The organism is Streptomyces sp. NPDC046985, assembly GCF_040644415.1.
GTDB lineage: Bacteria > Actinomycetota > Actinomycetes > Streptomycetales > Streptomycetaceae > Streptomyces.
The window spans coordinates 60,561-85,356 of record NZ_JBEYWK010000025.1 but is presented as its reverse complement, the minus strand read 5'-3'; the positions used below and the strand labels follow the sequence as shown (position 1 = coordinate 85,356).

The following is a 24,796-nucleotide window of genomic DNA, read 5'->3' as shown; positions in this document are numbered from 1 at the left end:
CGGTGAGTTCCATGGCCATCGACCTCGACGCGTACGTCAAGGGCGTCCTCGACGGCAGGCGGGCCGTCGTGGCCCGCGCGATCACCCTGGTCGAGTCCACCCGTCCCGGGCACCGGGCGCTGGCCCAGGAGCTGCTGACCGAGCTGCTGCCGCACAGCGGCAAGGCCCGGCGGATCGGGGTGAGCGGGGTGCCGGGGGTGGGCAAGTCGACGTTCATCGACGCCTTCGGCACGCTGCTGACGGGGCTGGGGCGCCGGGTGGCCGTGCTCGCCGTGGACCCCTCCTCCACCCGGACCGGCGGCTCCATCCTCGGCGACAAGACCCGGATGGAGCGCCTGGCCGTCGACCCGGCGGCCTTCGTGCGGCCCTCCCCCACCGCGGGCACGCTCGGCGGCGTCGCCAAGGCCACCCGCGAGTCGATCGTGGTCATGGAGGCCGCGGGATACGACGTGGTGCTGGTGGAGACGGTGGGCGTGGGCCAGTCCGAGACGGCCGTCGCCGACATGGTCGACACCTTCCTGCTGCTGACCCTGGCCCGCACCGGCGACCAGTTGCAGGGCATCAAGAAGGGCGTCCTGGAGCTGGCCGACGTGATCGCCGTCAACAAGGCGGACGGCCCGCACGAGCGCGACGCCCGCGGCGCCGCCCGCGAACTGGCGGGCGCGCTGCGCCTGATGCACGGCAAGGACGCCTTCTGGACGCCTCCGGTGCTCAGTTGCAGCGCCCGTGAGTCCACCGGGCTGGACACGGTGTGGGAGCGGCTGGAGCAGCACCGCGACCTGCTGGAGGGCGCCGGCCGCCTGGCCGCCCGGCGCCGCGACCAGCAGGTCGGCTGGGCTTGGACCATGGTCCGCGACGAACTCCTGGGCCGCCTGCACGCCGACCCCGCGGTCCGCGCCCTCGCCCCCGACCTGGAGCAGCGGGTCCGGAACGGCGAACTCACCGCCACCCTGGCGGCCGAAGCCATCCTGGACGCCTTCGGCGGCGGGGGGCGCTGAGACCGGCGAGGCCGCCGCGGCACGGGCACGGCACGCGGAGGCGTGTCACCGGGGGCGGTGCCGGTGTCCAGCGGCCGTGCGGCGGCCCCTGGGGAGGGGTGGCGGCCCCTGGGGAGGGGTCCCGTCCCCCTACCGGCGGCCTCTACTGCCGTGGCCGCAAAGGCTTTTGGCCTGGCACGCGACGAGGCGGAGCGCGCGGCCGCCCGCGAACGGGCGGGGCCCGCAGGGCCGGACGTGCCACCGGACGCCCAGGTCATGGCATCGGACGTGCCACAGGACCCCCTGGTCCCGGTGCCGGACGTGCTACGGGACGCCCTGGCCCTGACGCCGGACGTGCCACCAGACGCTCTGGTCCCGGTGCCGGGCGGGTCGTTGGAGCGGCGCGGGCCGCTTCCGCCGCTGCACGCGGACCGCGTGATCACGCAGGCGGTGGCCGGGCAAGCCGCCGAGTGGCTGGTCGCTCGCGCAGAGCGGCCGCGTCGGCTTGGCGACCTCCACCAGCCGCTTGGAGCGGCTGCCAGCTCGCGCGGGGCGGCCACGCCGGCTTGGCGACCTCCACCAGCCGCTTGGAGCGACTGGCCGCAGTCGCTTGGAGCGGCTGGCCGCTCCCGAGGGGCCGACCGCCCCGGTCCGCCGCTCCGCCCGCTCAGCCCGGCGCCTGGTCGCACCCCGCGAGCAGACTCGGGGGCGGCTCGGGCAGGGCCGCCGGAACACCGTCGTCGGGTGTCAGCGCGCGGCGCAGTTCGCCGCGCCGCCGTATGCCCAGCTTCTTGTAGGTGCTGGTGAGATGGGTCTCCACGGTGCGCCGGGCGAGGTGCAGCAGGGCGGCGATCTCCGTGTTGGTGCGTCCGTCGGCGGCGAGTTGGGCGATGCGCCGTTCGCTGCCGGTCAGCGACCCCGAACCGGTGCGGGCGGCGGTCGCCCGCCGGGCGCCGCCCGCTCGCAGGGCCGTCTCGGCGAGGACGCGCAGGCGCGACGCGCCCAGGCGCTCGGCCAGTTCGGCCGCCTCGCGGAGACGGCTACGGGCCTGGGCGCGCTCCCCCGCCGCGATCAGCGCCCGGCCCTGGGCCAGCAGCGCGTGCGCCAGTTCCGGACCGGCGCCCTCGGGCGCGTCCCGCAGCATCCGCACGGCCCGCTCGGCGAGTTCGAGGCCGCGGCGGCCGCCGGTGACGGCGCCGAGCGCCCGCAGGGCCCGGCCGACCGTGCGGGGGGTGTCCCAGACGCGGGCGAGGCGCAGTTCCTCCTCGGCCAGGGTGATCGCCTCGCGGGGCGCGCCCAGGGTGAGCCAGCACTCCGCGGCCGCCGACCGCCACGGGGTGACGACCGGACTGCGGACCTCGCGGGCGAGTTGGCGGCGCCCGCACTCCAGGAAGTCGTGCAGGGCGCCGACGGTGTCGCCGTCGGCGGCCCGCAGCACTCCCCGGGCGTAGAGGAACCGGTTCAGCTCCCAGGAGTCCGCCGCCGCGCGCAGGTCGAAGGCGTCGGCCAGCCGCCGCGCCTCGGCGATCCTGTCCTGGGCGACCAGCCCGAGCAGCGCGTGGGCTTGGACGTTGCCCGGTCCCGCGTCCGGGCGCAGCGGGGGTTCGGCGGGCGGGCGGACGTGGACGCCCCGGGCGGCGGCGATGTCGGCGCGGGTGTCGACCAGCGCGTCGTGCATCGGGTGCAGCAGGTCGGAGCGCTGACCGGCCAGTCCGCGGTCCACCAGCCTCTCCGCCTCGTCGAGTTCGTCGGCCCACTGGGCGACCGCGGCGGCCGCCCCGAGCAGGAACGGCTCCGTGAGCGGGTCGGACGGTTCGGCCAGCAGCAGGCGCATCCGCCGCATGGCCTCCCGCGCCGAGGTGAGTCCGGCGGTCGCCGCGTACCGGATCAGGACGGCATGGGCGGCCGGGCCGATCGGCTCGGACGAGCGCTCCGCGGTCTCCGACAGCCGCCGGTGGGCGTCCCGGCGGACCGTCTGGTCCCGCTCGGCCAGCAGCACGGAGGCGCTGCGCAGCACGCCGGACAGGTCCGGGCGGTCGTGGGCGAGTTGATCGTCGACGTTGGTCAGCACCTCGACGGCCGTGCCGGTCTTGCCGAGCGCCGCCAGCGCGGTGCCGAGGGCGACGGCCGCCCGTACCCGTTCGCGCGGCGCGGCCGCCAGGCGCAGGGCCTCGGTGAGCAGGGGGACGGCCGCCGCGGCGCCCCGGTCGGCGGCCTCCAGGGACCCCAGTTCGGTCAGCAGCCGCTGTCTGCGGTGGTCCGGCAGCGGCTCGTCGAGCGCCCTGCGCAGCAGCGGCACGGCCTCGGCGACCCTGCCCTCCCGGACGGCGAGGGCGGCGGCGTCGTGCAGCACGCTCGACGCCCAGACCGCGCCGACCGGGCCGGAGTTCAGCAACTCGCCTGCCATCACCTCGGTGGACGCGCCGCGGTGCAGCAGGAGTTCGGCGGCGCCCCGGTGGGCGGCGCGGCGCCGGGACTCGGGCACACCGGCGAGCACGGCGTCGCGCAGCAGCGGGTGGGCGTAGCGGTGACGGCCGTCCCGGTCGACCCGGAGCAGGCCGAGGCCGGTCATCGCGGTGAGCCAGCCGGCCACCCGGGCGCGGTCGGTTCCGGTCAGTTCGGCGAGCAGGCCCGCGAGGTCGACGAGGGGCCCGCCGGGCGGTCCGGCCGGGCCCGCGCCGTGCCGGTCGGCGTCCAGGGCGGCGAGCACCCGGGCGACCTCGGCCGTGCCGGCGCCGGCGCTGTCCAGCCACCAGGCCACGGCGGCGGCGTAGGCGCCTGCGTAGAGCGCCGCGACGGTGTGCGGAAGGGCGCCGTGCGGGCCGGGGCCGCGGAGGTCGTCCAGCAGGGCGCGCAGCAGGAGCGGGCTCCCGGCCCCGGCGCGGGCGCAGTCGTCGACCCAGGCGGCGGGTGCCTCGGGGAAGCGTTCGCGCACCAGGGCGGCGGCGTCGGCGGGGGCGAGCGGCAGCAGGGTGTGGATGCGGACGCGAGCGGGCGAGAGGGTGTGCGCGAAGCCCGGGGCGGGCGGGTCGACGTCGTACTGGCCGCGCTCGGTGACGGCCAGCAGCACGGGGAGGCAGAGCCGGTCCGTGTGCCGGGCCGACTCCACCAGCCAGCGGTGCGAGGGCGCGTCGGCCAAGTGGACGTCGTCCACGGCCATCAGCAGCGGCGTCCCCTCCGCCTGCCGCAGCAGCTCCCGGCCGAGCAGCTCGCCCTGTTCGCGTTCGGTACGGGCCTGCTCGAACCCGGGTGCGACGCCCAGTAGTTGCAGGACCGTTCCGAAGGGGAGGTCGCCGTCGCCGGGGGCGCAGCGCGCCCGCAGGACGCGCATGCCGTGCGCGGAGGCGTCCTCGATCGCCGACTCCAGCACGCTGGTGCGCCCGGTGCCGGTGGCGCCTCGTAACAGCACCAGGCCCCCGGCGTACGAGCAGGCGCGAGCCACGCCGGAGGCCAGCGTCGCGACCGCCTCACGGTGCGCGCTCGGCCTGTCATGGTGCGGTCCGGACATGTCCTGCCTCCTCGGTTCGGGCATGGTTCCCGCACCGTCGAGGACGATCAGAGCGGGGCGGAGGTGTCGTGACTCTTCCCACGTCGGCGAATCCCGGCTCCCGCGCAACCATCGCGGCCGTCGCGCTCGTGGTCCTCGTACGGGTGTTCTCGTGGTGGTGCACGTGGTGGTCCACGATTGCCCGGGTCCGGGCCGCGAACAGAGGGTGGAGATCACCGCCTGTCGGCCGAGCAGGCCACGGGCACGTGGACGTGGGAGGAGAGGCTTGCCCAGCTCATCGAGGACCATCAGGACCGGCGCCGAGCCCGCGCCGCGGACACGGGTGAGCGTGCACGCCGCCGACCCGATCCTGCGCGAGGGCGTGCACGCCCAACTGCGCCCGTTTCCCGGGATCGAGCTGCGCGAGGAGAGCGGTCCGGGCACGGTGGCGCTGATCGTCGACGACGTGCTGGAGGAGGGCGCGCTGACCCGGCTGCGCCGCCTGGTGCGCGGCGAGGGCGCGCGGGCGGTGCTCGTGGTGCGCTCGCTGCGGGAGGCCGAGCTGCTGGACGTGATCGAGTGCGGGGTGGGGGCCGTCGTCTGGCGCCACGAGGCCACCGCGCACCGTCTGGTGCAGGCAGTCCTGGCGGCCGCGCGCGGGGACGGCGACCTGCCCGCCGATCTGCTGGGCCGGCTCATCAACCAGGTGAGCACGCTGCACCGCAGCGCGTCGGGCCGGTCGGGCGTCGGTTCCTCGGGGCTGGCGCCGCGTGAGGTGGACGTACTGCGGCTGATCGCCGAGGGGTTCGACACCGGAGAGATCGCGAGGAAACTGTCGTACTCCGAACGTACCGTCAAAAACGTCATGCACGGGCTGACCACCCGGCTGCACCTGCGCAACCGGGCCCATGCCGTGGCTTATGCACTTCAGGAAGGGTACATCTGACCGGAGGGGCAGTCCGGATCGCCCCCAGGGGCAAAGGTTCCTGCCCGCCCGCCGTCCCCCGGCCCGCTCGCGGGGACGGGCCGCGGCGCGGCAGGATGGCATGCGATGGGCGGCAGGCACGGCGGGGCGGGAGCACAACGGTGATCCACGAGGTGGACGAGATCCTCAAGACCCTTCTCCACGGGGGCGCCCTGGCCGGTTCCGGCATCGACGTGGCCTTCGAGGCGCCCACCCGCGACTGGGCGGCGCGACGCAACGGCCCTGTGGTGAACGCTTACTTGTACGACATCCGGGAGGACGTGCACCGCCGCCAGCGCGGTCACCTGCCCGTGGTCGACGACCGGAACGTGGTGGTCAAGCGCCGTCAACCGCCCCGCTGGTTCCGGCTGTCGTACCTGCTGACCGCCTGGACGAGGCAGCCCCTGGACGAACATCGCCTGCTGTCCGCTGTGTTGGCGACCCTGATTCCCCGTGAGCTGCTGCCGCCCTCGGAACTGCCGGGCGCGCTGGGGAAGCTGGGCATGGCGGTGCCGGTGTCGGTGGCCGGGATCCAGACGGAGTCGCGTTCGCTCGCGGAGATCTGGTCGGCGCTGGGCGGTGAGCTGAAGCCCTCCCTGGACCTCGTGGTCACCGCCCCCTTCCCGGCCTACCCCGAGTACGACGCCGGTCCCCCGGTCACCGAGGGCGCGGTGGTGCGGGTCCGCGACACGGACCGCGCCGACCGGCAGGACGGGGAGCGCGCGCACCGGCCGCGGCAGGTGGCGGCGGCCCGGGACGCCCGGAAGCAGGCCCTGCGCCGCCGCGGCACGGGCGGCCCGTCGTGACCGAGCCCACCGCGCACCACCTCGCGCCCGACCCCACCGCACCGCCCACCGAGGCCGAGCTGGCCGCGCACCGCCTCGCGTCCGAACCGGCCGCACACCACCTCGCACCCGACCCCACCGCGCCGCCCACCGAGGCCGAGCCCGCCGCGCACCGTCCCGCGCCCGAGCCGGCCGCGCACCGCCTCGCGGCCGCCCCCGCCGCGCCGTCCACCGAGGCCGAGCCCGCCGCGCCGCAGGAAGAGACGGCCTCACCGACCGTCCCGGCGGACCGGGCGGCCGGTGAGGCCCCGTCCCCCGACGCCGAAGCGCTGCTGGCCCGTCTCGCCGTCCTGCGGGAGCGGGTCGCGCTGCTGGTCGAGGACCGCGCCGAGGGCGATCCCACGGCGGGCGACCCGCTGCGCGGGCTGTATCTGTCCGACGAGGCGGTGCGGCGCCTGCTGCGCCCACCCGCGGCGTCGACGGCGGCGGCGCCCGGACTGCCGCAGCCGCCGACGGCGGACCGGCTGACCGCGCTGGCCGCGCGGCTCGGCCTCGCCGACCTCGACGTCATGCTGCTGCTGATCGCGCTGGCGCCCGACCTGGACCGCTCGTTCGAGCCGCTGTACGGCTACCTCAACGACGACGTCAGCCGGCGCCGGGCGACCACGGGCCTCGCGCTGGACCTGTGCGCGGTGCCGGCCGGCTCCGCGCCGGCCCGCGCGCGGCTGCACCCCGCGGCGCCGCTGCGCGCCCTGGGGCTGCTGGAGGTGGAGGAACCCGAACGCCCGTTCCTCAGCCGCGTCCTGCGGGCGCCGGACCGGCTGGCGGCTCATCTGCTCGGCGACGACACGCCGGACCCGGCGCTGACAGGGCATCTGCGCGCGCTCCCCGAGCCGCCGCGACCGGACGAGGGCGAGAGCGAGTTCAGGCGGTTCACCGAGCGGCTGGCGAAGCGGCTCGCGGCCGGGGCGCCGCCCACCGCGTACCTGCGCGAGAGCCACGAGGGCGACGGCTCCGCCGCGGTCTCCGCGGCCCTGCGCGCGGCCGGCCGCCCCGCGCTGTCCTACTCCGGGCCCCGCGACCTGCTGCCCCCCCTGCTGCGCGAGGCCAGGCTGACAGGAGACACCGTCGTCGTCACCGAGCTGCCGGACGAACCCGGTCCGCTGGTGCGGGACTTGACGGAGGCCGCCGACGTACCGGTGCTCATCACCACCCCGGTGCCGTACGACCCGCACTGGTGCGTCCACGACCCGCTCGTCCTCGACGTGCCCCGGCGCCGGGCAGGCGCCGTCGGCGACTGGTCGGCCGCTCTGGACGAGGACCCCGGCTTCGATCTCGCCGCCACCGTCGCCCCGTACCGGCTGCCCGGCGAGCGCGTCGCCCGCGCCGTGCGGTCCGCCGAGGCCCTGGCCGGGTTCGAGGACGTCCGCCTCTCCCCCGCCCATCTGCGTCTGGCGGCCCGCCAGCAGTCCGCCTCCGGTCTGGAACGGCACGCCCGCCGCATCCGGCCGGCCGTCGACTGGCGGGACCTGGTGCTGCCCGACCGGCCGTTGACGCAGCTCCGCGAACTGGCGCTGCGCGCACGTCATCGCGGCCGGGTCCTCGGCGACTGGCGGCTCAGCGCGGGCGGCGGCCGGGGCCGGGGCGTGCTCGGGCTCTTCGCCGGCGAGTCGGGCACCGGCAAGACCCTCTCGGCCGAGGTGGTCGCCGCCGAACTGGGCCTGGACCTCTACGTGGTGCAGCTCTCGTCCGTGGTGGACAAGTACGTCGGGGAGACCGAGAAGAACCTGGAGCGCATCTTCACCGAGGCCGACCGCACCGACGCCGTGCTCCTCTTCGACGAGGCGGACGCCGTCTTCGGCAAGCGCTCGGAGGTGAAGGACGCGCACGACCGGTACGCCAACATGGAGAGCGCCTATCTGCTCCAGCGGCTGGAGTCCTTCGACGGGATCGCCCTGCTGACGACCAATCTGCGCGCCAACATCGACGAGGCGTTCACCCGCCGCCTGGACCTGGTGGTCGACTTCCCGTTCCCGGACGCGGAGCAGCGCCGGGCCCTGTGGCGGCACAGCCTGTCCCATGTGCCCTGCGCGGACGGCATCGACTGCGGACTGGCCGCCGAGGGCTTCGAGCTGGCCGGCGGGTCCATCCGCAGCGCCGTGGTGACCGCGGCCTATCTGGCGGCGGGCCGCGGCGACGCGGTCACGGCGGCCGACCTGCTGGAGGGGGCCCGGCGCGAGTACCGCAAGGCGGGCCGGCTGCTGCCGGGAGAGGGCTCCTGGTAGCGGCCGGCCCGGCCTCTCACACCTTGAGCCTGAAGGCTTCCAGCCACACGTCGTTCTCCAGCGCGCCGCCGAAGATGAACTCAGGCCGCTGCTTCGCGCACTTCTTTCCGCCCCATTGGCGGCCGTGCACGAGGTTGTCCTCGCACACGTCGCCGGTGCCGACGTCGACGGCGAAGCCCGACATGTACGGGTCCTCCGGCTTCGGGCTGCCGATGTAGTCGTCCCTGCCGTCGGCGACGACGGCCGTCCAGCGCGGCGACCACTGCCCCTGGCCGCCCGTCGAACCGTCCTTGTGGAGGAAGGCGTTGGCGGCCGTGCCGCCCGCCCCGGCCACCGCGATGTTGATCGCCTTGATCGGGAGGCCGAGGCCGACGGTGCCCGCGGTGGTGCCGTCGCACACCGGTTTCTGCCAGCCCTTCCCGCTGACGAAGGCGCGGTAGCAGATGTGCCGCCCGGCCGGGTCGGCGTCGGCGAGGCGCCGCACGGCCGACGCGGCGGTGTCCTCGGGCGCCTTCTTGGTGACGGTGGGGGCCGGACCGCCGCCCCCGCCCTTGCCGCCGCCCCCGTCGTCGCTCTTCTGCGTCGGCGGCGGCGCCGGCGGGGTGGGGGCGACAGCGGTGGGCGGCGGGGGCGGGGTCACCGTCGGGGAGGTGCTGGGCGCGAGGGTCGCGCCGACGGCGACCTTCTCCGTGGCGCCGCTGTCCACGCCCGGTTTGTAGGCGATCCACAGCATGGCGAACGTCACCGCCAGCCCGGTCAGCACGCCGAAGAACGTCGCCAGCCAGCGGGGCAGGAACCCGCGCTGCACGTAAGTGCCTTGGACGGGAAGCGGTTCGACGCCCGAGCGCAGCACCGACAGGGTGAAGGGGCGCTGCTGCTTCGCGCCGAACCAGATGATCCGCCGGGGCCGCAGCGTCGCCTTCACGAACGCCGCGCGGCCCGGCTCGATCTGCACACTGCCGGGGCGGACCTCGTACGAGAGCTGGTCGCCGTTGTCGCTGCCCGCGATCGAGGCCGTCAGGCGGGTGTTGCCGACGTTGTCCACGGCGAGTTGGGGGCGCCCCCTGAAGCGTCCCTTCACCGTGGGCGGCACCAGTTCCGCCCGCACCTCGGTGAACGGGGTGATGGTGAGGTTGCCCTCGGGGACGGTCACCGCCTCCGGGTGCTCCGTCGGCGTGATCCGCACCGCGTACGGGTTGGGTCCCGCCGTCGCGTCCGGGGAGCGCGGCGGCGCGAAGCGCAGCTCCACCGCTCCCGTGGTGCCGGGATACAGGCGCAGCGTCGCAGGCTCGACCGTCGTCCACGGCGCCAGCGGCCCCACCGGCTCGAAGCGGTACTCGTCCACCACGTCGCCGGTGTTGCGCACCCGCAGTCGCACCGTCGTACTGCTTCCCGCGTCCACGGTCGTCGAGGCGGGTTCGAGAGAAGTCCACAGGGTCACCCCTCGACGCTAGACCGGGGCGGCGCGGCGGGTCAGCGGACCGCGGGGCAGTGTGCGTGCCCGGAGGGGCACAGTCGCCGGGCGCGGTGAGCGGACCGGTGCGCGCACCGCCGTGAAACCGGTGCGCGGACCGCCGTGAAACCGGCCCCTTCCGTCTGCGTCGAAGCAGCGCAGGAGGACGGTCACCGGCCCCCGGAACACGGCACGTTGCCCTTCGGGGCAACGGATGTGCCCCCGATCCGGTCCCGGAGGGCGTTCCGCCGCCGGTTCACGCGCGTGACGCTGGACGTATTCCTGTCTCGTACCCCTGAGGAGAGCAGAGCATGCCGTCCTACCTGTCGCCCGGCGTCTACGTCGAGGAGGTGGCCAGCGGCTCGCGCCCCATCGAGGGGGTGGGCACGTCGGTCGCGGCCTTCGTGGGACTCGCGCCGACCGGCCCGCTGAACGAGCCGACGCTGGTCACCAACTGGAGCCAGTACGTCGCGAGTTTCGGTGAGTTCACCGACGGGTACTACCTCGCGCCGTCCGTTTACGGCTTCTTCCAGAACGGCGGCACCGCGGCCTACGTGGTCCGGGTGGGCGGCTCGGCCGAGGACGCCGCCGCGCAGAACGGCTCGGCGGGCCGGTCCGCCGCGACGCCGGTGGAGTCCGCCGCCCCGGCCGAGCTTCCGGCGGCGGAGCCGCGCCAGCTCGGCACGTTCTCCGTGACGGCCGTCGCCCCCGGCGCCGAGGGCACGCTGAGCGTCGAGGTCGCCGACCCGGAGGGCGAGGGCCCGGCGGAGCGCTTCCGGCTCATCGTCAAGGACGGCGACAAGGCGGTGGAGACCTTCGACGTCACGGCGAAGAAGGGCGGCCGCAACTACGTCGTCACGCAGGTCAAGGAGCGCTCCAGGCTCATCACGGTGACCGAGGCCGCGCCGGCCGCGCAGCTCGCCCGGCCGGACAACCAGACGCTCGCCCTCCCCACCCCTCCCTCCGCTCCCGCCGCGACCCCGGCGGCGCCCTCGCGCACCGCGGAGACCACGCACCCGGGACCGGCCCACTACCTCGGCGACTCCGCGGACCGCACCGGCTTCGGCGGCCTGGAGGCCGTCGACGAGATCTCCATGGTCGCGGTGCCCGACCTGATGGCCGCCTACCAGCGCGGGGCGATCGACCTGGAGTCCGTCAAGGCGGTCCAGCTCGGTCTGATCGCGCACTGCGAGCTGATGGGCGACCGGGTCGCCGTCATCGACCCGCCGCCCGGCATGAACGCCCGTCAGATCCGCGTATGGCGGCAGGAGACGGCCGGCTACGACTCGAAGTACGCGGCGCTGTACTACCCGTGGATCAAGACCTTCGACCCGAGCAGCGGCCAGACCCGGCTGGTGCCGCCGAGCGGACACGTGGCCGGCGTCTGGGCCCGCAACGACTCCGAGCGCGGCGTGCACAAGGCGCCCGCGAACGAAGTGGTGCGCGGTGCGGTGGACTTGGAGATCCAGATCACCCGGGGTGAGCAGGACCTGCTCAACCCGATCGGCGTGAACTGCATCCGCGCCTTCCCGGGCCGCGGCATCCGCGTGTGGGGGGCCCGCACCCTCTCCTCTGACCCGGCCTGGCGTTACCTGAACATCCGCCGGTACTTCAACTACCTGGAGGAGTCGATCCTGATCGGCACCCAGTGGGTGGTCTTCGAGCCGAACGACCACGCCCTGTGGGCCCGGATCCGGCGCAACATCTCGGCGTTCCTGGTCAACGAGTGGCGGGCCGGCGCCCTGTTCGGGCAGCGGCCCGAGGAGGCGTACTACGTCAAGTGCGACGAGGAGACCAACCCGCCGGAGTCGGTCGACGTCGGCCGGGTGGTGTGCGAGATCGGCATCGCCCCGGTCAAGCCCGCCGAGTTCGTGATCTTCCGGCTGGCCCAGTTCTCCAGCGGGAGCAGTGAGCTGGAGGAGTAGGAGACGCACCGCGGCCCCGAACTCCGCCCCCTCCCACGCTACTTCCACCACTGATCACCTCTGATCACCTCTGATCCAGAAGGACAGCGAGCAGCATGAGTCTCCAGCCGGGTGACGCCCTCACCTCACATAACTTCGGCCTCCAGATCGACGGCGTGATGGTCGAGTATCTGGCCGAGGTCAGCGGCCTCAGCATCGAGCAGGACGTCATCACCTACCAGCAGAACACCCCGGGCGGCCAGAACGTGGTCAAGAACCTGCCGGGCGTGAAGAAGAACGGCACCTGCACGGTGGTGCGGGGCATGACCCAGTCGGCGTCCTTCACCCAGTGGATCAACGAGTCCATCACCGGCCAGATGTCCACGGCCCGCAAGAACGCCTCCATCATCATGATGGACTTCCAGAACAACCCGGTGAAGCGCTACCACCTGCGCAACGCCTGGTGCAGCAAGATCGACGCGAGCACGGTCAAGGCGGGCGAGGCCGCCGCCCTCACCGAGACCGTGACCATCACGTTCGAAGAACTGGTCATCGAGTAATGCGGCGCACGTCCTCCAGGGCGTCCGGCGCGCCCGCCCCCTCCGACGGGGACGCCGTGGACCCGGGCGGCACGGGAACGGACGCCGCGGCGCCGGTCCCGGCCGCCGCGGCGGCGCCAGCCGCACAGCAAGCCCCTTACCGTCAGGATGAGTTGCGCACCGAGTTCCCGTTCCAGTTGCCGCGCGGCTACGTCGACGAGTCGGGCGCCGTCCACCGGGACGGCGTCATGCGGCTGTCGACGGCGCGCGACGAACTCGTGCCGCTGCGGGACGTGCGGGTCCAGGAGAACCCGGCGTTCCTCTCGGTCGTCCTGCTCGGCCGGGTCATCACCCGGCTCGGCACGCTCCCGATGGTGCACGACGGGATCGTGGAGAACATGTTCGCCTCCGACCTGGCGTTCCTCCAGGACTTCTACCGTCAGATCAACGCCGAGGGCCACACCCGCGCGGCGGTCCAGTGCCCGCACTGCTCCGAGTCCTTCGAGGTGGAACTCGGCGGGAGCCGCCTGGGGGAATCGTGACGTACGCGACCGACCGGCTGCACGAGGAGATCGCGTACATCGCCTACCACTTCCACTGGAGCATGGAGGACATCCTGGACCTGGAACACCGCGACCGCCGCCGCTGGACGGGCGAGATCGCGTCCCTGGTGACGCGCGCGGCGTCGGAGGGCTGACGCGTGGGGCTCATGGACCGGCTGCGCGCGGGCGCGGCGACCGGCCGAGCGGGGAAGGCGGCTGCGCCCACGGAGGCGGAGGCGGCGACACCCGCGCAGGCGGTGACTGCGCGTACGGCTGCCAGCACGGCCGCTGTCGCCGCGCGGGCGTCGTCCGGGGACTTCGGGACCGGCGGGACCGTTGGGACCGGCGGCATCGGCGGGGCAGGCGGCATCGGCGGGGCTGGAGGCGGCGTGCCGGCCGCCGGGACGACTTCTGCCCGGCCGGGTCTGATACCAGCCTGGCCGGGGCTGGCGCCGATCCAGCGCAGCCTGGCCGCGGGCGGCGCCGGCGTGTCCGACGCGGCCTTCAGCGGGCGGCTGCCCACGTGGCAGAACCCGTCGTTCACCGCCGCGACGTCGCCCGCCGTGCTGAACGGCCGTACCGGCGGCGAACTGACCAGCAGCGCGCCCCGGCCCGCCGCGGCACGTCCGGTGGCGGGCCTGGAACTCCCGTCCGGGGGGCTCCCCCTCGCGGGTCCGGCCCCGGCGGTCCAACGGGCCCCGGCGGCGCCGCTACGGCTGCTGCCGCCGACGGGTCCGGTCCAGCCCGGCCCCGCCGCACCGTCGGTGCAGCGCCGCGTCACGCCGCACACGAGCCGCCCGCGTCCCGCCGCCCCGGCGGCGGGTGCGGGTTCGGGCGCGGGTGTGGGTGTGGGTGCGGCCTCGGGTTCCGGCGCGGGTCCGGGTGCGGGTTCCGGCGCGGGTCCGGGTGCGGGTCCGGGTGCGGGCGCCGGTACGGGTGCCCGTGCGGAGGGGCGCACCGGGACGGTGTCCGCAGCGGCGGCGGGTCCGACTCGGGTCCAGCGGAGGCGCCTCGGGTCGGCCGCTCCCTCGGGGGCTGCCGCTGCCACGGGGGCTGCCGCTGCCACGGGAGCTGCCGCTGCTACAGGAGCTGCCACTGTCGCGGGGCCCGTGAGGCCCAGGATGCTCCCGGCGCCGCAGCAGGAAGCGCGCCTGGCCGGTCCTGGAACTGGCGCCGGGACCGGGACCGGAACGGGGCTCGGCACCGGGACGGGGGCCGCGCGCGGTCGTACGGGCTCCGGCGGCCTCTCCCCGGCCGTCCCCGGCTCCAGCGCCGCCGCGACCGGTCCGGCGCCCGTCGTGCAGCGGTCGGCGTCCGAGGCCCAAGGACCAGCCGCGCCTCACGTGCCGGGCGCACCGAGCGCACCGAGCGCCTCGGGTGGGTCCGACGTGCCGAACATGTCGGGCTCCGCCGGGGGTTCGGCCGTCGTACGGCCCCGGCCGGTCGCCTCGTCGATGGCCGTACCGCCGCCTCCCGCCTCCGGACTCCGGGTGCGGATCGCCGGTACGGACCCGGCGCCCCTCTCGCGCTCCTTCACCAGCGCCCGGACCGCAGCGCCTGCGGTGCAGCGCCGCGCCCTGCCCGTGGCACGTCGGCTGCCCGTGTCGGCAGACGGCGAGGCTGCCGCCCGCCCGGCCGCCGCGCAGCCCGCGAGCGGGGCGGCGGGGCGCGAAGGTCGACGCGACGCCAGCGCCGTGCCTCCCGGCTCATCCGGCACCGCTGCTCCGACCCCCGCCACGCCCGCGTCGGCGCCCTCGCCCGTCCAGCGGTCCGCCAAGACGACCGGAACGACCACCGGGGCGGCCCGCGCGGGGTCAGGCAACGGAACACCGGGGGCCGATCAAGCGCCAACCCGTGTGGTTCAGACTGATGTTGCCCACTCCACCGGCACCGGCCAGTCCCGTGCGGAGGCGCGGGCGACCGTGCAGCGACGCCCGGCCGACCCCGGCGCACCCACCCCGGCAGCGAGCAGTCGTACGACAGCGGGGCCCGCGTCGGCGGCGTCCCCCGACGTCCGCCCGGCTGGCGCCACCGGCACTCCCGCTTCCTCCCCGCACCCCGAACTCCCTTCACCTAGCTCCCCCTTCAGCCCTCCCACCCCCTCGTCCGGCGGACCGAACCGAGGGTCGGACGCGCCCCAGCCGACGGCCGCCCCGGGTCGCCGGGCGGCCACGGGCGCCTCCGCCGACGCACCCCGCGTCCAACGCAGCACCGGCGGCAGGGCACCGCGCTCGGGCCTCGGCGCGCCGCTTCCGTCCCGTCCGGCGCCGTCGTCGACTTCGCCCGCGCCTTCCCCTTCCTCACAGGCGACCGCTCCGCCCGGCCAGCCGACTCCGGGGGTAACTCCCCCGTTTCTCACCGCTGTTCAACGTGCCGTCAGCACATCAGGTCAGGGCGGTGGGACCGGCGCCCGCCCGCATCAGCCGGAGTCCGGGGCCGTCTCCCGGGCGCCCCGTCCCACACCGTCTTCTCAGCACCAGCCCGCGCGCTCCGCCGGCGACGGCGGCGAGCAGGGTCGCCAAGGCCAGACCCGGCCCGTTCCGCAACCGCAGCCGCAGCCGCAGCCGCAGCCGCAGCCGCACAGTTCGTCGCCCGCCCCCGGAGCGGCCCCCGCTCCCCGGCCCGGCGCCCCTGTCCAGCGACGTACCGTGAACCGACCGAAGGAATCGACCGAAGCGACCCGGCGCCCCGGAGGGACCGAACCGGCCGCGTCGTCCCGGCCGACCCCGCTGACCCCGCCGACCGGCACGGACACGCCGTCGACGCGGTCGGCGCCGCAGACGGCGACGCCCGCCCCGGACGTGTCCGCCGCCCCGGCCTCGCTCCCGATGCAGCCCTCCGCGTCCGCGGCCGCGCCGCAGCCCACCCGGGCACCGGCGGGGCTCCCCGTCCAGCGCCGTACGAACTCCTCCACCACGGACACCGGCGCCACCTCCAGCAGGGACGCCAACACCAGCCCCAGCTCCAGCCCCGCCGTGCAACGGGCCGTGTCCCCCCGCCGGATCCCGCTCGGTGCGCCGATCCGGACCGTCCCCGCCGACGCCGCCCCGCCCGCTGCCCCGGCGCCCCCGGTTCGCCAGGTCGCCCTCCCTACGGCGTCCACCCTCGGGTCCTCAGCCGCTGCGTCGCCGCCATACGGAGCCGTTCCCCCCTTCGCCGCCGCTCCCCTGGTCCAGAGGACCACCGGACCGGTGTCGCCCACCTCGGCCGCGCCGAGCCTCGGACCGGTGGCCCCGGTCCAGCCCGCGCGCCCCGGCCGAGCTGCCGCGCCGCCGCCCCCAGCGCCCGGACCGGCAGGTCCGCCGGTCGTGCAGCGGGCGGTCAAGAGGTCGTCGCGCGGCCCCCAGAACGCCCCCACGGCGGCCGTCGACCACGCGGCGCGGACGCCGGGCGCCGCGACCGCCCCGCCTCCCCCGCCCACGACCGCCGCAGCCGGTCCCGTAACCAGCACCGTAACCAGCACCGGATCCGGCGCGGCAACCGCTCCCACTCCCCGGTCGCCAGGCGCCGCCGCGTCGGCGGAACCCCTCCCCGTCCAGCGGTTCTGGCGCAGGCACGCGTCCTCGTCGTCGGGCCGCCGCGGCGACCGCGCGAGCGGTCACTCGGGCGTCGGCGCCCTGGCCTCGGCGGCCGCCGCCACCCTCGCCGACAACCTGAGCCGAGATCACGGACCGGCCGGCGGCCGCCCCACCGAGACGCCGCCGCCCTCGTACAGCGCACCGCCGCACGGATCGCCGCCGGGGCCGCCGCCCGCGTACACGGCGCCCCCGGACGGCGCCGGACCGCCCGCGTACACCGAGATCCCCGGCGGCGCCTTCGACCCGAGGGAGCTGACCGACTTCCAGCTCGACGAACTCGTGCACCGCATCATCGGCCGCGTCACCCGGCTGATCCGCACCGAACTGCGCATGGACCGCGAACGCATAGGCCGCCTCCGCGATCCCCGCCACTGACAGAAAGGCCCGCCGCGATGTCCCGCCAGGATCCGGGCTCCACCATCTGGTTCACCCTCAGCATCGACGGCGAGAGCCTCGGCTACTTCAACGGCTGCGAGGGGCTCTCGTCGCAGGTGGAGGTCGAACAGCGCCAGGAGGGCGGCAACAACGGCTTCGTCTGGCACCTGCCCACCCGGGTCACCTTCTCCACGATCCGGCTGACCCGTCCGCTCACCCCGGACACCGCCAAGGTGGCCAAGTGGATCTCGTCGGTGCAGACCGGCATCAAGCGCCCCACCGCGCAGATCGCGGCGCTGCGCGCGGACGGCTCGGAGGTCGCCCGCTGGGGCCTGATCGAGGTGCTGCCGGTGAGCTGGACCGGCCCCACGCTGGACCCCGCGAGCCCCGCCGTGGCGACCGAGGTGCTGGAGATCGCCCACCACGGATTCACGGACTGAGACGGACCGAGACGAACTGAGACGACTGAGACGGACACAAGGGGACGGGCACGACATGGCGAAGGGCAGCAGGGGCGGCGCGGGCAAGAGCCTCGTACGGGCCGGTCTCGCGATCCACGAGCCGCCGGTGGGCACGAGCACCACGCCGGGCGGGATCATCAAGACCTTCGGGTTCGACTTCAACCCGGCGCAGCTTTCGCTGACCCGGCGCGCGGAGTGGAAGGCCACGCCCGCGCAGATCGAACGGGACGGCTCCCTGCCGGAGTTCATGGGGGCGCAACCGCGCGAGATGGGTCTGGAGATCTTCCTCGACTCGTCGAACGAGCCGACCGCCAACACCGTGCTGAAGAAGGTCGAGGCGCTGCTCGACTGCTGTCAGACGACGGCGAAGAGCATCGCCGCCAAGCAGCCGTCCCCGCCCTGGGTGGTGCTCCAGTGGGGCTCGTTCTCCACGGCCCGGTTCACGGCGTACGTGAGTTCCGTGCAGGCGAGTTACACCCTGTTCGGCACGACGGGCGTGCCGATCCGCGCCACCTGCCAACTGCAACTGCACGAGATCCCCAGCCGGACCAGGGGGCAGAACCCGACGTCCGGCGCGCTGACCGCGCAGCGGGTCCACCGGGTGGTGGCGGGCGACTCGCTCCAGTCGCTGGCCTGGCGGGAGTACGGCGACTCGACCGTGTGGCGGGCCATCGCCGAGGCCAACGGCATCGACGACCCGGCGGATCTGCCGACGGGCACGGAACTGGTCCTGCCAGCCGTCGAGGAGGTGCGTTCCTGATGCCGAAGACCGCTTTCTCCAACGTCGTCGACGTGCGGATCGGCGGCGCCAAGCCGCCGCCGGACTTCGCCCGTGCCCTCGTGGACAGTTACGTCGACCAGGGCGCCGGGGTGCCGGCCGCGTTCCGTCTGACCTTCCGCGACCCCTACCGGCTGCTGCTGGGCAAGATGAACGTCACCTTCGGCACCGAGGTGGTCATCGCGCCGGTCGCCGACGGGCAGGGCGCCTCCGATCCGCTGCTGACCGGCGAGGTCACCGGCCTGGAGGCGGACTACGACGGCACCGGCACGTTCACCGTGATCCGCGGCTACGACGCCGGTCACCGGCTGCTGCGCCAGCGCCGGGTCGCGGCCTACCGCAACCAGAGCGCGTCCGACATCGCCCGCAAGCTGGCCGCGAGCGACGGGGTGCCGATCGGCCGGATCGAGTCGACGCGGACCGTCTACGAGTTCATCAGCCAGTCCAACGTGACCGACTGGGACTTCCTGGCGCGGCTGGCGGACGAGAACGAGATGGTCATGTCCGTCGACGCGCACGGGAAGTTCCAGTTCACGCGGCCGCGTTCGGCGTCGGGGGCGCCCTCCCCGGACACCGAGGGCGACAAGAGCCCGTTCGTGCTCCAGGCGGGGCACGACATCCTGCGGCTGCGGTCCGCGGTGACCGCGGCCGACCAGGTGAGCAAGGTCGAGGCGCGCGGCTGGGACGTGACGACCAAGAAGGAGCTGACGGCCACCGCGACCGCGAGCGCCAACCCGGGCATCGGGATCGGCGCGACGCCGGGCGCCGCGGCGGGCAGGTTCAAGCCGACCCGCCTGGTCGGCACGGACACGCCCTACGACAAGCAGAACGAGGTGCGGTTCGCGGCCGACGCCCTCGCCGACGACGTCACCGCCTCGTTCGCCGAGATGGAGGTCGTGGTGCGGGGAAATCCCAAGCTGCGACCGGGAGTTCCGGTGGCGCTGGCGGACGTGGGGACTCCGTTCGAGGGCAAGTACACGGCCACCTCGGTGCGGCACGTGTTCGGCGACGGCATGCACTACGAGGCGTGGGTGACGGTCAGCGGCCGGCAGTGGCGGTCGCTGTACGGGCTGTCCTCGGGCGGCGCGGACACCGCTCCCCGGCTGCCCAGCGTGGCCAACGCGCTCGTCACGGACGTCGGGGACCCGCTGAAGCAGGGACGGGTCAAGCTCCGCTTCCCCTGGCTCGACGACGTGTACGTCAGCGACTGGACGCGGACCGTGCAGCTCGGCGGTCTGGACGGCGGCGGGGTGTTCCCGATGGACGTCGGGGACGAGGTGCTCGTCGCCTTCGACCGGGGCGCGCTGGACCACCCGTTCGTGATCGGCGGGCTCTACAACGGGCGGGACAAGCCGACCCGGGTCAGCGATGTGCCGCTGCACGACGGGGTGCAGAAGAAGGCGACCCGGCACACGCTCGCGGACCGCACCGGCAACCGTCTGGACCTGCTGAGCCAGCGGACCGCCGCGGGCCGCAAGCAGGGCGTCCGGCTCGCCACCGGCGACGACAAGCTGGTGATCGACCTGGACCGGACGGAAACGAAGATCACCGTGGACAGCAAGGGCGACGTGAGCATCGAGGGCGGCAGGTCGGTGTCGGTCAGGGCGGGCGCCGACATGACGCTGAGCGCGGGGCGGAACCTGACCATCAAGAGCGGCGGAGAGATCGCCATCCAGGGAAGGAGCCTGGTCAACGTCAGCTCCCTCGGGGCGGTCACGGTGGACGCGGGAGAGGCCCTGAACCTGGCGGCGCTGGCCGAGGCGTCGCTCACCGCGGAAGGGACCGTTCAGATCACGTCCGTCGCCGACGTGGGCATCCGGGCCGTCACCGTGCCGATCATCGGCGAGCTGACGTCCAACGGCATGCAGGTGATGGTGGTGCCGGTATGAGCGCGCGCACGGGCCGCCGGGAAAGGCGGGCAGGTCGCTGATGGCCGAACAGTTCGTGGGCTCCGGCTGGTCGTTCCCGCTGCGGATCGGCCCGACCGGCGGCATCGCCCTGGTCAGCGGCGAGCGGGAGGTCGAGGAGGCGATCCGGCTGGTGCTGTCGACCGCGCCGGGCGAGCGCCCGATGCGGCCGGACTTCGGCTGCGCGATCCACGACCTGGTCTTCGCGCCGGTCAACGAGCAGACCGCGGGCCGCATCCAGCACGAGGTCTACGTCAGCCTGGACCGGTGGGAGCCGCGCATCGAGGTCGAGGACGTCGAGGTGACGGCGGGCGGCGATCAGAGCGTCCTCTACATCGACGTCCGCTACTCGATCCGCGGCACCAACAACCCGCGCAGCCTGGTCTTCCCCTTCTACGTCATTCCGTCCCACGACGAGCCGGGCGGCGACTCCCCGGCTCCGGAAAGCGATCGCTGATGGCCCTGCCCTCCCCGAATCTCGACGACCGCCGTTTCCAGCAGTTCGTCGACGACGCCAAGCGCTACATACAGCAGCGCGCCCCGGAGTGGACCGACCACAACGTCTCCGACCCGGGGGTCACCCTCATCGAGACGGTCGCGCACATGGCCGACCAGATCGTGTACCGGCTCAACCGGGTGCCGGAGAAGAACCATCTGGCCTTCCTGGACCTGGTGGGGATCACCCTGTTCCCGCCGTCCGCCGCGCGCACGGACGTGACGTTCTGGCTGTCGGCCCCGCAGACGGAGCCGGTGCGGGTGCCGGCCGGCGCCGAGACGGCGACCGTGCGCACCGAGAGCGAGGAGGCGGTCGTCTTCGCCACCGAGCGCGAGCTGGCCATCGTGCCCAGCCAGTTGCGGCGCCTGCTGGTGCAGCGTCGCGGCGAGACGGCCGTCGACCGCACGCACGACCTCGCCGACGAGGACAAGGACGTGCTGTGCTTCGCCGAGTCGCCGAGCCCCGGCGACAGCATGCTGCTGGGCCTGACCGCCGCCGTGCCGCACTGCGCGGTCGCTCTCGACCTGGACAGCCGGGTGGACGGCGTCGGCGTCGACCCGCGCCAGCCCCCGCTGGCGTGGGAGGCGTGGACGGCGGACGGGTGGCGGCTCTGCGAGGTCGACCGGGACGGCACCGGCGGCCTCAACCGGCCGGGCGAGGTGGTCCTGCACGTCCCGGGCGGGCACCTGCTGTCCCGCAACGCCGGTCAGGAGGCGGGCTGGCTGCGCTGCCGGGTCACCGAGCCGCTGACCGGGCAGCCCTTCTACACGACCTCCCCGACGATCCGCTCGGCCGAGGCGTTCACCGTCGGCGGCACCACGACCGCCGTGCACGCGGAGACCGTGCGCGACGAGGCGCTGGGCGAGTCGACCGGGCTGCCGGGACAGCGGCTGCGCCTCGCGCACGCGCCGGTGGTCGGCGGCGAGCCGCCGGTGCTGCTCCAGACTGCCGAGTACGAGGGGTGGGCGGACTGGCGGGTGGTGCCCGACTTCGCGGCCTCCCGGCCCTCCGACCGGCACGTCACCGTGGACGCCACGACCGGGGAGATCGCCTTCGGTCCTGCGGTGCGCGAACCGGACGGCTCACTGCGCCAGTTCGGGGCGGTCGCCGCGAAGGGCACCCCGATCAGGGCCCGCCGCTACCGCACCGGAGGCGGCCGGGCAGGCAACGTGGCCCGGGGCGCCGTGCAGATCCTGCGCACCTCCATCCCGTACGTCGCGGGGGTGGTCAACCGGGAGGCCGCGCGGGGCGGGGTGGACGGCGAGACGGTCGAGGAGGCGAAGGTCCGGGCGCCGATCACGCTGCGCGCCCAGGAACGCGCGGTGACCCTGCGCGACTACGAGGAACTGGCCCGCCGCGCCGCTCCGGAGACCGCCCGGATCGCCTGCCTGGAGGGCGAGGAGAGCGAGCACGGGGCCTACGCGGTCCGGGTGCTGGTGGTGCCGCAGGCGGTGGCCGACCCGGGCGGCCGGCTCCGCTTCGAGCAACTGGTGCCCGGCGACGGCCTCTTGGAGCGCATCACCCGGTACCTGGACGAACGGCGGCTGATCGGGACCCGGTTGGCGGTCGGCCCGCCGTACTACCAGGGGGTGACGGTGGTGGCCACGGTGCACGCGTTCCGCGGGGTGGACGCCGACCGGGTCCGCCGGGAGGCGCACGACGCCCTCTACCGGCACCTGGACCCGCTCACCGGCGGCGCGGACGGCGCGGGCTGGCCGTTCGGCCGCCCGGTCCAGAGCGGCGAGGTGTTCGCGGTGCTCCAGCGGGTGCCGGGCGTGGAACTCGTCGACGAGGTGCGGCTGCACCCGGCGGATCCGCTCACCGGCAAGCGCGGCGACGCGACCGACCGCATCGACCTGTCGGCGCCGTCCGTGGTGTTCTCCTACGACCACCGCGTCCGGGTGATCGGGGACGGTTCCTGATGCGAGGCTCCATCGACGGCCTGGCGTCGTCCGCGCCGATCGGCATGATGCTGCCCGCCGTGTTCGCCGACGACGACCTCGCACAGCGCTTCGTCGGCGGACTCGACGAGGTGCTGGCGCCTGTGCTCAGCGTTCTCGACTGTCTGGACACGTACTTCCGGCCCTCGCTCGCCCCGCTCGACTTCGCCGAGTGGCTGGGCGACTGGGTGGGGGCCGAGACGGAGGGCGTGGAGCGGGCGCCGCTGCTGCGGGCCGCCGTGGCCGCCGCCGCCCGTCTCCACCGCATCCGCGGCACGCGGCACGGCCTGGCGGAGGCGGTGCGCCTCGCCTTCGGGGTGCGCCCGGAGATCACCGAGAGCGGCGGGGCGTCCTGGAGCGCCCGGCCGCTGGGCGCGTTCCCCGGCGAAGCCCGGCCCGCGCTGCACGTGCGTCTGCGCCTGCCCGACCCGACCCCCGCGGACCGGCACCGCCTGGACGCCCTGGTGGCCGCCGCCCGCCCCGCCCACATGCCGTACACGGTCCGGGTGATCGCCGTGGACCGCGCCGACGCCGACGGCGCCTCCGGGAACGCCGAGGACGCCGTACCCACCGAAAGGACCTCCGAGCGATGACGACCTCGCAGAACTGCGCCGAATGCGGCGCCCGCGCGGAACCGGGCCAGTCGTTCTGCGACGCCTGCGGGGCGGTGCTCGGCTGGAAGGACCGGGCGGCCGCCGCGGCCGCCTCCCCGGCGGCCGGGACGACGGCCCGCACGGGGGCGGACGCCCCTGCCCGCGTGTCCGCCCAGGCGTCCGCCCGGACGTCGGGGAGCCGGCCGCAGGCGCGCGCCGCCTCCGCGGACGCGACGCCGGCCGCCGCGCGGACGGGGCGGACCGCGGGCGCCGGCGACCCGGGAGAGGCGGGGGCCGCGGGCCGAGGGCAGGACGGGGACGCGAGCCGTACGGCGCCCGCCGCGGCGGGGGAAGCGACCGGCAGGGCCGTCGGAAAGGCGACCGGGGGGACCTCGCATGCCCGGAAGGCGCCGGGCGCTTCAGACGCACCGGACTCCTCGGGCTCTTCGGGCTCTTCGGGCTCCTCGGATGCCCCGGACGCCTCGGGCTCCGCGAACGGGGGTGACGGGCACGGCGGCTGGGCGGCGACGTCCTCCGGTACGGCGCCGGATCCGGCCGCCCCCGCCTCGCGCACGCCGCACGCCGGCCGCACCGGAGATCCCGCGTCCACGCCGGACGACCAGCGCCAGGCGGCCCGCGCCCTGTCCGAGACCGCGCCCACCGCACCGCTGTCCCCGGCCGAGCGCGCCGTACCGCTGTCCCCGGCCGAGCGCGCCACGCCGCCGTCCCCGGCCGCGCCCGCCGCACCCGGTTCCGGCGGCGACGCCGGTGACGACGGCCTGACCGACCGGGCCCGCCGTCTCCTCGTCCCCGTCGCCGACCCCGAGGCCCGGCCGGACGCGCCTCGCTCCGTCGAACCGGTGCTGCCCGGACTCCCGGAGCACCGGCGCCCGCAGACCGTGCGGGCGCCCGGGGAGGAGCTGGGCGCGCACGGCGGCACGCCCTGCCCGTGGTGCGCGACGCCCAACCGCCCCGAACGGCACTTCTGCGCGCGCTGCGCGATGCCCATGGCCGGCGACGGCCCGGTGGCCGGGCGACTGCCCTGGTGGCGGCGGCTGCGGTGGTTCGGCGCCCAGGAGACCCCGTGGGCCGGTGACCGGCCGCGCCTGCGCCGCGTCTTCGACCGCGTCCTGGGCTGGCTGGGCGCCGCGCTGGCGCTGGGTCTGCTCGTCTATCTGGTCGTGCACATTCCCCAGGGCGTGCAGGCGACCCGCGACCACTTCGCCAAGCGCTCCCCGGTCGCCCCGGACAGTTACGGCGCCTCCCGCTCCTTCCCGGGCCACAGGCCGCAGTTGGCCTTCGACGAGCTGAACAACACCTGGTGGGGGCCGGGGGTGTCGGAGTCCGCGCAGGGCCAGTGGATCGAGGCGCGGTTCGCCGAACCGACGCGGCTGCTGGACCTGTTGATCACTCCCGGCGAGTCGACCCGCCCGGACCAGCTCTCCAAGTCCGCGCTCCCGCACCGGGTCGAGGTGCGCGTCACCGGCGCGAACGGCAAGACGACGACCCGGGAGCTCAACCTGGACCAGGGCGCGGGCGCCCAGCGCGTCCCGTTCCGCGTCGGCGAGGTCACCGCGGTCCGCTTCACCCTGAAGTCGGCCTACCTGCCGGCCCCGACCAAGCAAGTGGCCATCGCGGAGATCGAGTTCTTCGGCCCGTCCCACGCGTCCTGACCGCCTCGCCAGGGCGCCGTCGGACGCGGCGCCCTGGCGGCGCGCGCAGGCCGGTGAGC

At 75.1% G+C, this 24,796-nt stretch carries 18 protein-coding genes; 16 read left to right on the top strand and 2 right to left on the bottom strand.

Annotation, left to right across the window (positions count from 1 at the left end; genetic code table 11):
• The first annotated feature begins 11 nt into the window (after positions 1–11).
• Positions 12–998: a methylmalonyl Co-A mutase-associated GTPase MeaB gene (meaB, locus tag ABZ861_RS27795; protein ID WP_361635487.1), complete on the top strand. Its 987-nt coding sequence runs from the start codon at positions 12–14 to the stop codon at positions 996–998.
• Between the two features lie 646 nt (positions 999–1,644).
• On the opposite strand, the gene ABZ861_RS27790 is transcribed toward meaB, so the two are convergent.
• Positions 1,645–4,485, bottom strand: a complete 2,841-nt coding sequence (locus tag ABZ861_RS27790; RefSeq protein ID WP_361635484.1) for a LuxR C-terminal-related transcriptional regulator — start codon at positions 4,483–4,485, stop codon at positions 1,645–1,647.
• Between the two features lie 265 nt (positions 4,486–4,750).
• Here ABZ861_RS27790 and ABZ861_RS27785 point away from each other — a divergent pair, with 265 nt between their 5' ends.
• From ABZ861_RS27785 to ABZ861_RS27775, 3 genes are all read left to right on the top strand, one after another.
• On the top strand, positions 4,751–5,410 hold the full coding sequence (locus tag ABZ861_RS27785) for a response regulator transcription factor (RefSeq protein ID WP_361635481.1): 660 nt from the start codon (positions 4,751–4,753) through the stop codon (positions 5,408–5,410).
• 140 nt (positions 5,411–5,550) lie between these two features.
• The gene (locus ABZ861_RS27780) at positions 5,551–6,234 is read left to right on the top strand and encodes a DUF4255 domain-containing protein (protein WP_361635478.1); all 684 of its coding nucleotides are present in this window, start codon (positions 5,551–5,553) and stop codon (positions 6,232–6,234) included.
• 308 nt (positions 6,235–6,542) lie between these two features.
• Positions 6,543–8,498, top strand: coding sequence for an AAA family ATPase (locus ABZ861_RS27775; RefSeq protein ID WP_361635576.1), 1,956 nt, complete (start codon positions 6,543–6,545; stop codon positions 8,496–8,498).
• Between the two features lie 16 nt (positions 8,499–8,514).
• Here ABZ861_RS27775 and ABZ861_RS27770 read toward each other — a convergent pair whose 3' ends face one another.
• Positions 8,515–9,939, bottom strand: coding sequence for a hydrolase (locus tag ABZ861_RS27770; RefSeq protein WP_361635475.1), 1,425 nt, complete (start codon positions 9,937–9,939; stop codon positions 8,515–8,517).
• A 323-nt stretch (positions 9,940–10,262) separates the two neighbouring features.
• Here ABZ861_RS27770 and ABZ861_RS27765 point away from each other — a divergent pair, with 323 nt between their 5' ends.
• The 12 genes from ABZ861_RS27765 (at position 10,263) to ABZ861_RS27710 (ending at position 24,737) form a co-directional block, all read left to right on the top strand.
• The gene (locus ABZ861_RS27765; RefSeq protein ID WP_361635473.1) at positions 10,263–11,876 is read left to right on the top strand and encodes a phage tail sheath subtilisin-like domain-containing protein; all 1,614 of its coding nucleotides are present in this window, start codon (positions 10,263–10,265) and stop codon (positions 11,874–11,876) included.
• Between the two features lie 95 nt (positions 11,877–11,971).
• Positions 11,972–12,415 (top strand): phage tail protein, encoded by a 444-nt coding sequence (locus tag ABZ861_RS27760; RefSeq protein WP_361635470.1) that lies wholly within the window; start codon positions 11,972–11,974, stop codon positions 12,413–12,415.
• On the top strand, positions 12,415–12,936 hold the full coding sequence (locus ABZ861_RS27755; protein ID WP_361635467.1) for a hypothetical protein: 522 nt from the start codon (positions 12,415–12,417) through the stop codon (positions 12,934–12,936). The genes ABZ861_RS27760 and ABZ861_RS27755 overlap by 1 nt, the downstream gene beginning before the upstream one ends.
• Positions 12,933–13,091: a DUF6760 family protein gene (locus tag ABZ861_RS27750; protein WP_184969035.1), complete on the top strand. Its 159-nt coding sequence runs from the start codon at positions 12,933–12,935 to the stop codon at positions 13,089–13,091. Before ABZ861_RS27755 ends, ABZ861_RS27750 begins: the two co-directional genes overlap by 4 nt.
• A 2,493-nt stretch (positions 13,092–15,584) precedes the next feature.
• Entirely contained in the window at positions 15,585–16,889 is a 1,305-nt protein-coding gene (locus tag ABZ861_RS27745) for a hypothetical protein (RefSeq protein ID WP_361635464.1), read from the top strand.
• Between the two features lie 17 nt (positions 16,890–16,906).
• Complete coding sequence (locus ABZ861_RS27740) at positions 16,907–17,329, top strand: phage tail protein (protein ID WP_361635461.1); 423 nt, start codon at positions 16,907–16,909, stop codon at positions 17,327–17,329.
• Between the two features lie 55 nt (positions 17,330–17,384).
• Positions 17,385–18,110 (top strand): LysM peptidoglycan-binding domain-containing protein, encoded by a 726-nt coding sequence (locus tag ABZ861_RS27735; protein ID WP_361635458.1) that lies wholly within the window; start codon positions 17,385–17,387, stop codon positions 18,108–18,110.
• Positions 18,110–20,017: a VgrG-related protein gene (locus ABZ861_RS27730; RefSeq protein ID WP_361635455.1), complete on the top strand. Its 1,908-nt coding sequence runs from the start codon at positions 18,110–18,112 to the stop codon at positions 20,015–20,017. The genes ABZ861_RS27735 and ABZ861_RS27730 overlap by 1 nt, the downstream gene beginning before the upstream one ends.
• A gap of 40 nt (positions 20,018–20,057) precedes the next feature.
• Entirely contained in the window at positions 20,058–20,492 is a 435-nt protein-coding gene (locus ABZ861_RS27725; protein WP_361635452.1) for a GPW/gp25 family protein, read from the top strand.
• A complete protein-coding gene (locus ABZ861_RS27720) occupies positions 20,492–22,453 on the top strand; it encodes a putative baseplate assembly protein (RefSeq protein WP_361635449.1) in 1,962 nt (653 codons plus the stop codon). The genes ABZ861_RS27725 and ABZ861_RS27720 overlap by 1 nt, the downstream gene beginning before the upstream one ends.
• Positions 22,453–23,064: a phage tail protein gene (locus ABZ861_RS27715; protein ID WP_361635446.1), complete on the top strand. Its 612-nt coding sequence runs from the start codon at positions 22,453–22,455 to the stop codon at positions 23,062–23,064. The genes ABZ861_RS27720 and ABZ861_RS27715 overlap by 1 nt, the downstream gene beginning before the upstream one ends.
• Complete coding sequence (locus tag ABZ861_RS27710; protein ID WP_361635443.1) at positions 23,061–24,737, top strand: zinc ribbon domain-containing protein; 1,677 nt, start codon at positions 23,061–23,063, stop codon at positions 24,735–24,737. The genes ABZ861_RS27715 and ABZ861_RS27710 overlap by 4 nt, the downstream gene beginning before the upstream one ends.
• Positions 24,738–24,796: the final 59 nt, after the last annotated feature.

Coding starts and splice junctions, on each gene's coding strand:
- meaB (WP_361635487.1), top strand. CDS start 12: ATGGCCATCGACCTCGACGCGTACGTCAAGGGCGTCCTCGACGGCAGG.
- ABZ861_RS27790 (WP_361635484.1), bottom strand. CDS start 4,485: ATGTCCGGACCGCACCATGACAGGCCGAGCGCGCACCGTGAGGCGGTC.
- ABZ861_RS27765 (WP_361635473.1), top strand. CDS start 10,263: ATGCCGTCCTACCTGTCGCCCGGCGTCTACGTCGAGGAGGTGGCCAGC.
- ABZ861_RS27760 (WP_361635470.1), top strand. CDS start 11,972: ATGAGTCTCCAGCCGGGTGACGCCCTCACCTCACATAACTTCGGCCTC.
- ABZ861_RS27755 (WP_361635467.1), top strand. CDS start 12,415: ATGCGGCGCACGTCCTCCAGGGCGTCCGGCGCGCCCGCCCCCTCCGAC.
- ABZ861_RS27740 (WP_361635461.1), top strand. CDS start 16,907: ATGTCCCGCCAGGATCCGGGCTCCACCATCTGGTTCACCCTCAGCATC.
- ABZ861_RS27735 (WP_361635458.1), top strand. CDS start 17,385: ATGGCGAAGGGCAGCAGGGGCGGCGCGGGCAAGAGCCTCGTACGGGCC.
- ABZ861_RS27730 (WP_361635455.1), top strand. CDS start 18,110: ATGCCGAAGACCGCTTTCTCCAACGTCGTCGACGTGCGGATCGGCGGC.
- ABZ861_RS27725 (WP_361635452.1), top strand. CDS start 20,058: ATGGCCGAACAGTTCGTGGGCTCCGGCTGGTCGTTCCCGCTGCGGATC.
- ABZ861_RS27720 (WP_361635449.1), top strand. CDS start 20,492: ATGGCCCTGCCCTCCCCGAATCTCGACGACCGCCGTTTCCAGCAGTTC.
- ABZ861_RS27715 (WP_361635446.1), top strand. CDS start 22,453: ATGCGAGGCTCCATCGACGGCCTGGCGTCGTCCGCGCCGATCGGCATG.
- ABZ861_RS27710 (WP_361635443.1), top strand. CDS start 23,061: ATGACGACCTCGCAGAACTGCGCCGAATGCGGCGCCCGCGCGGAACCG.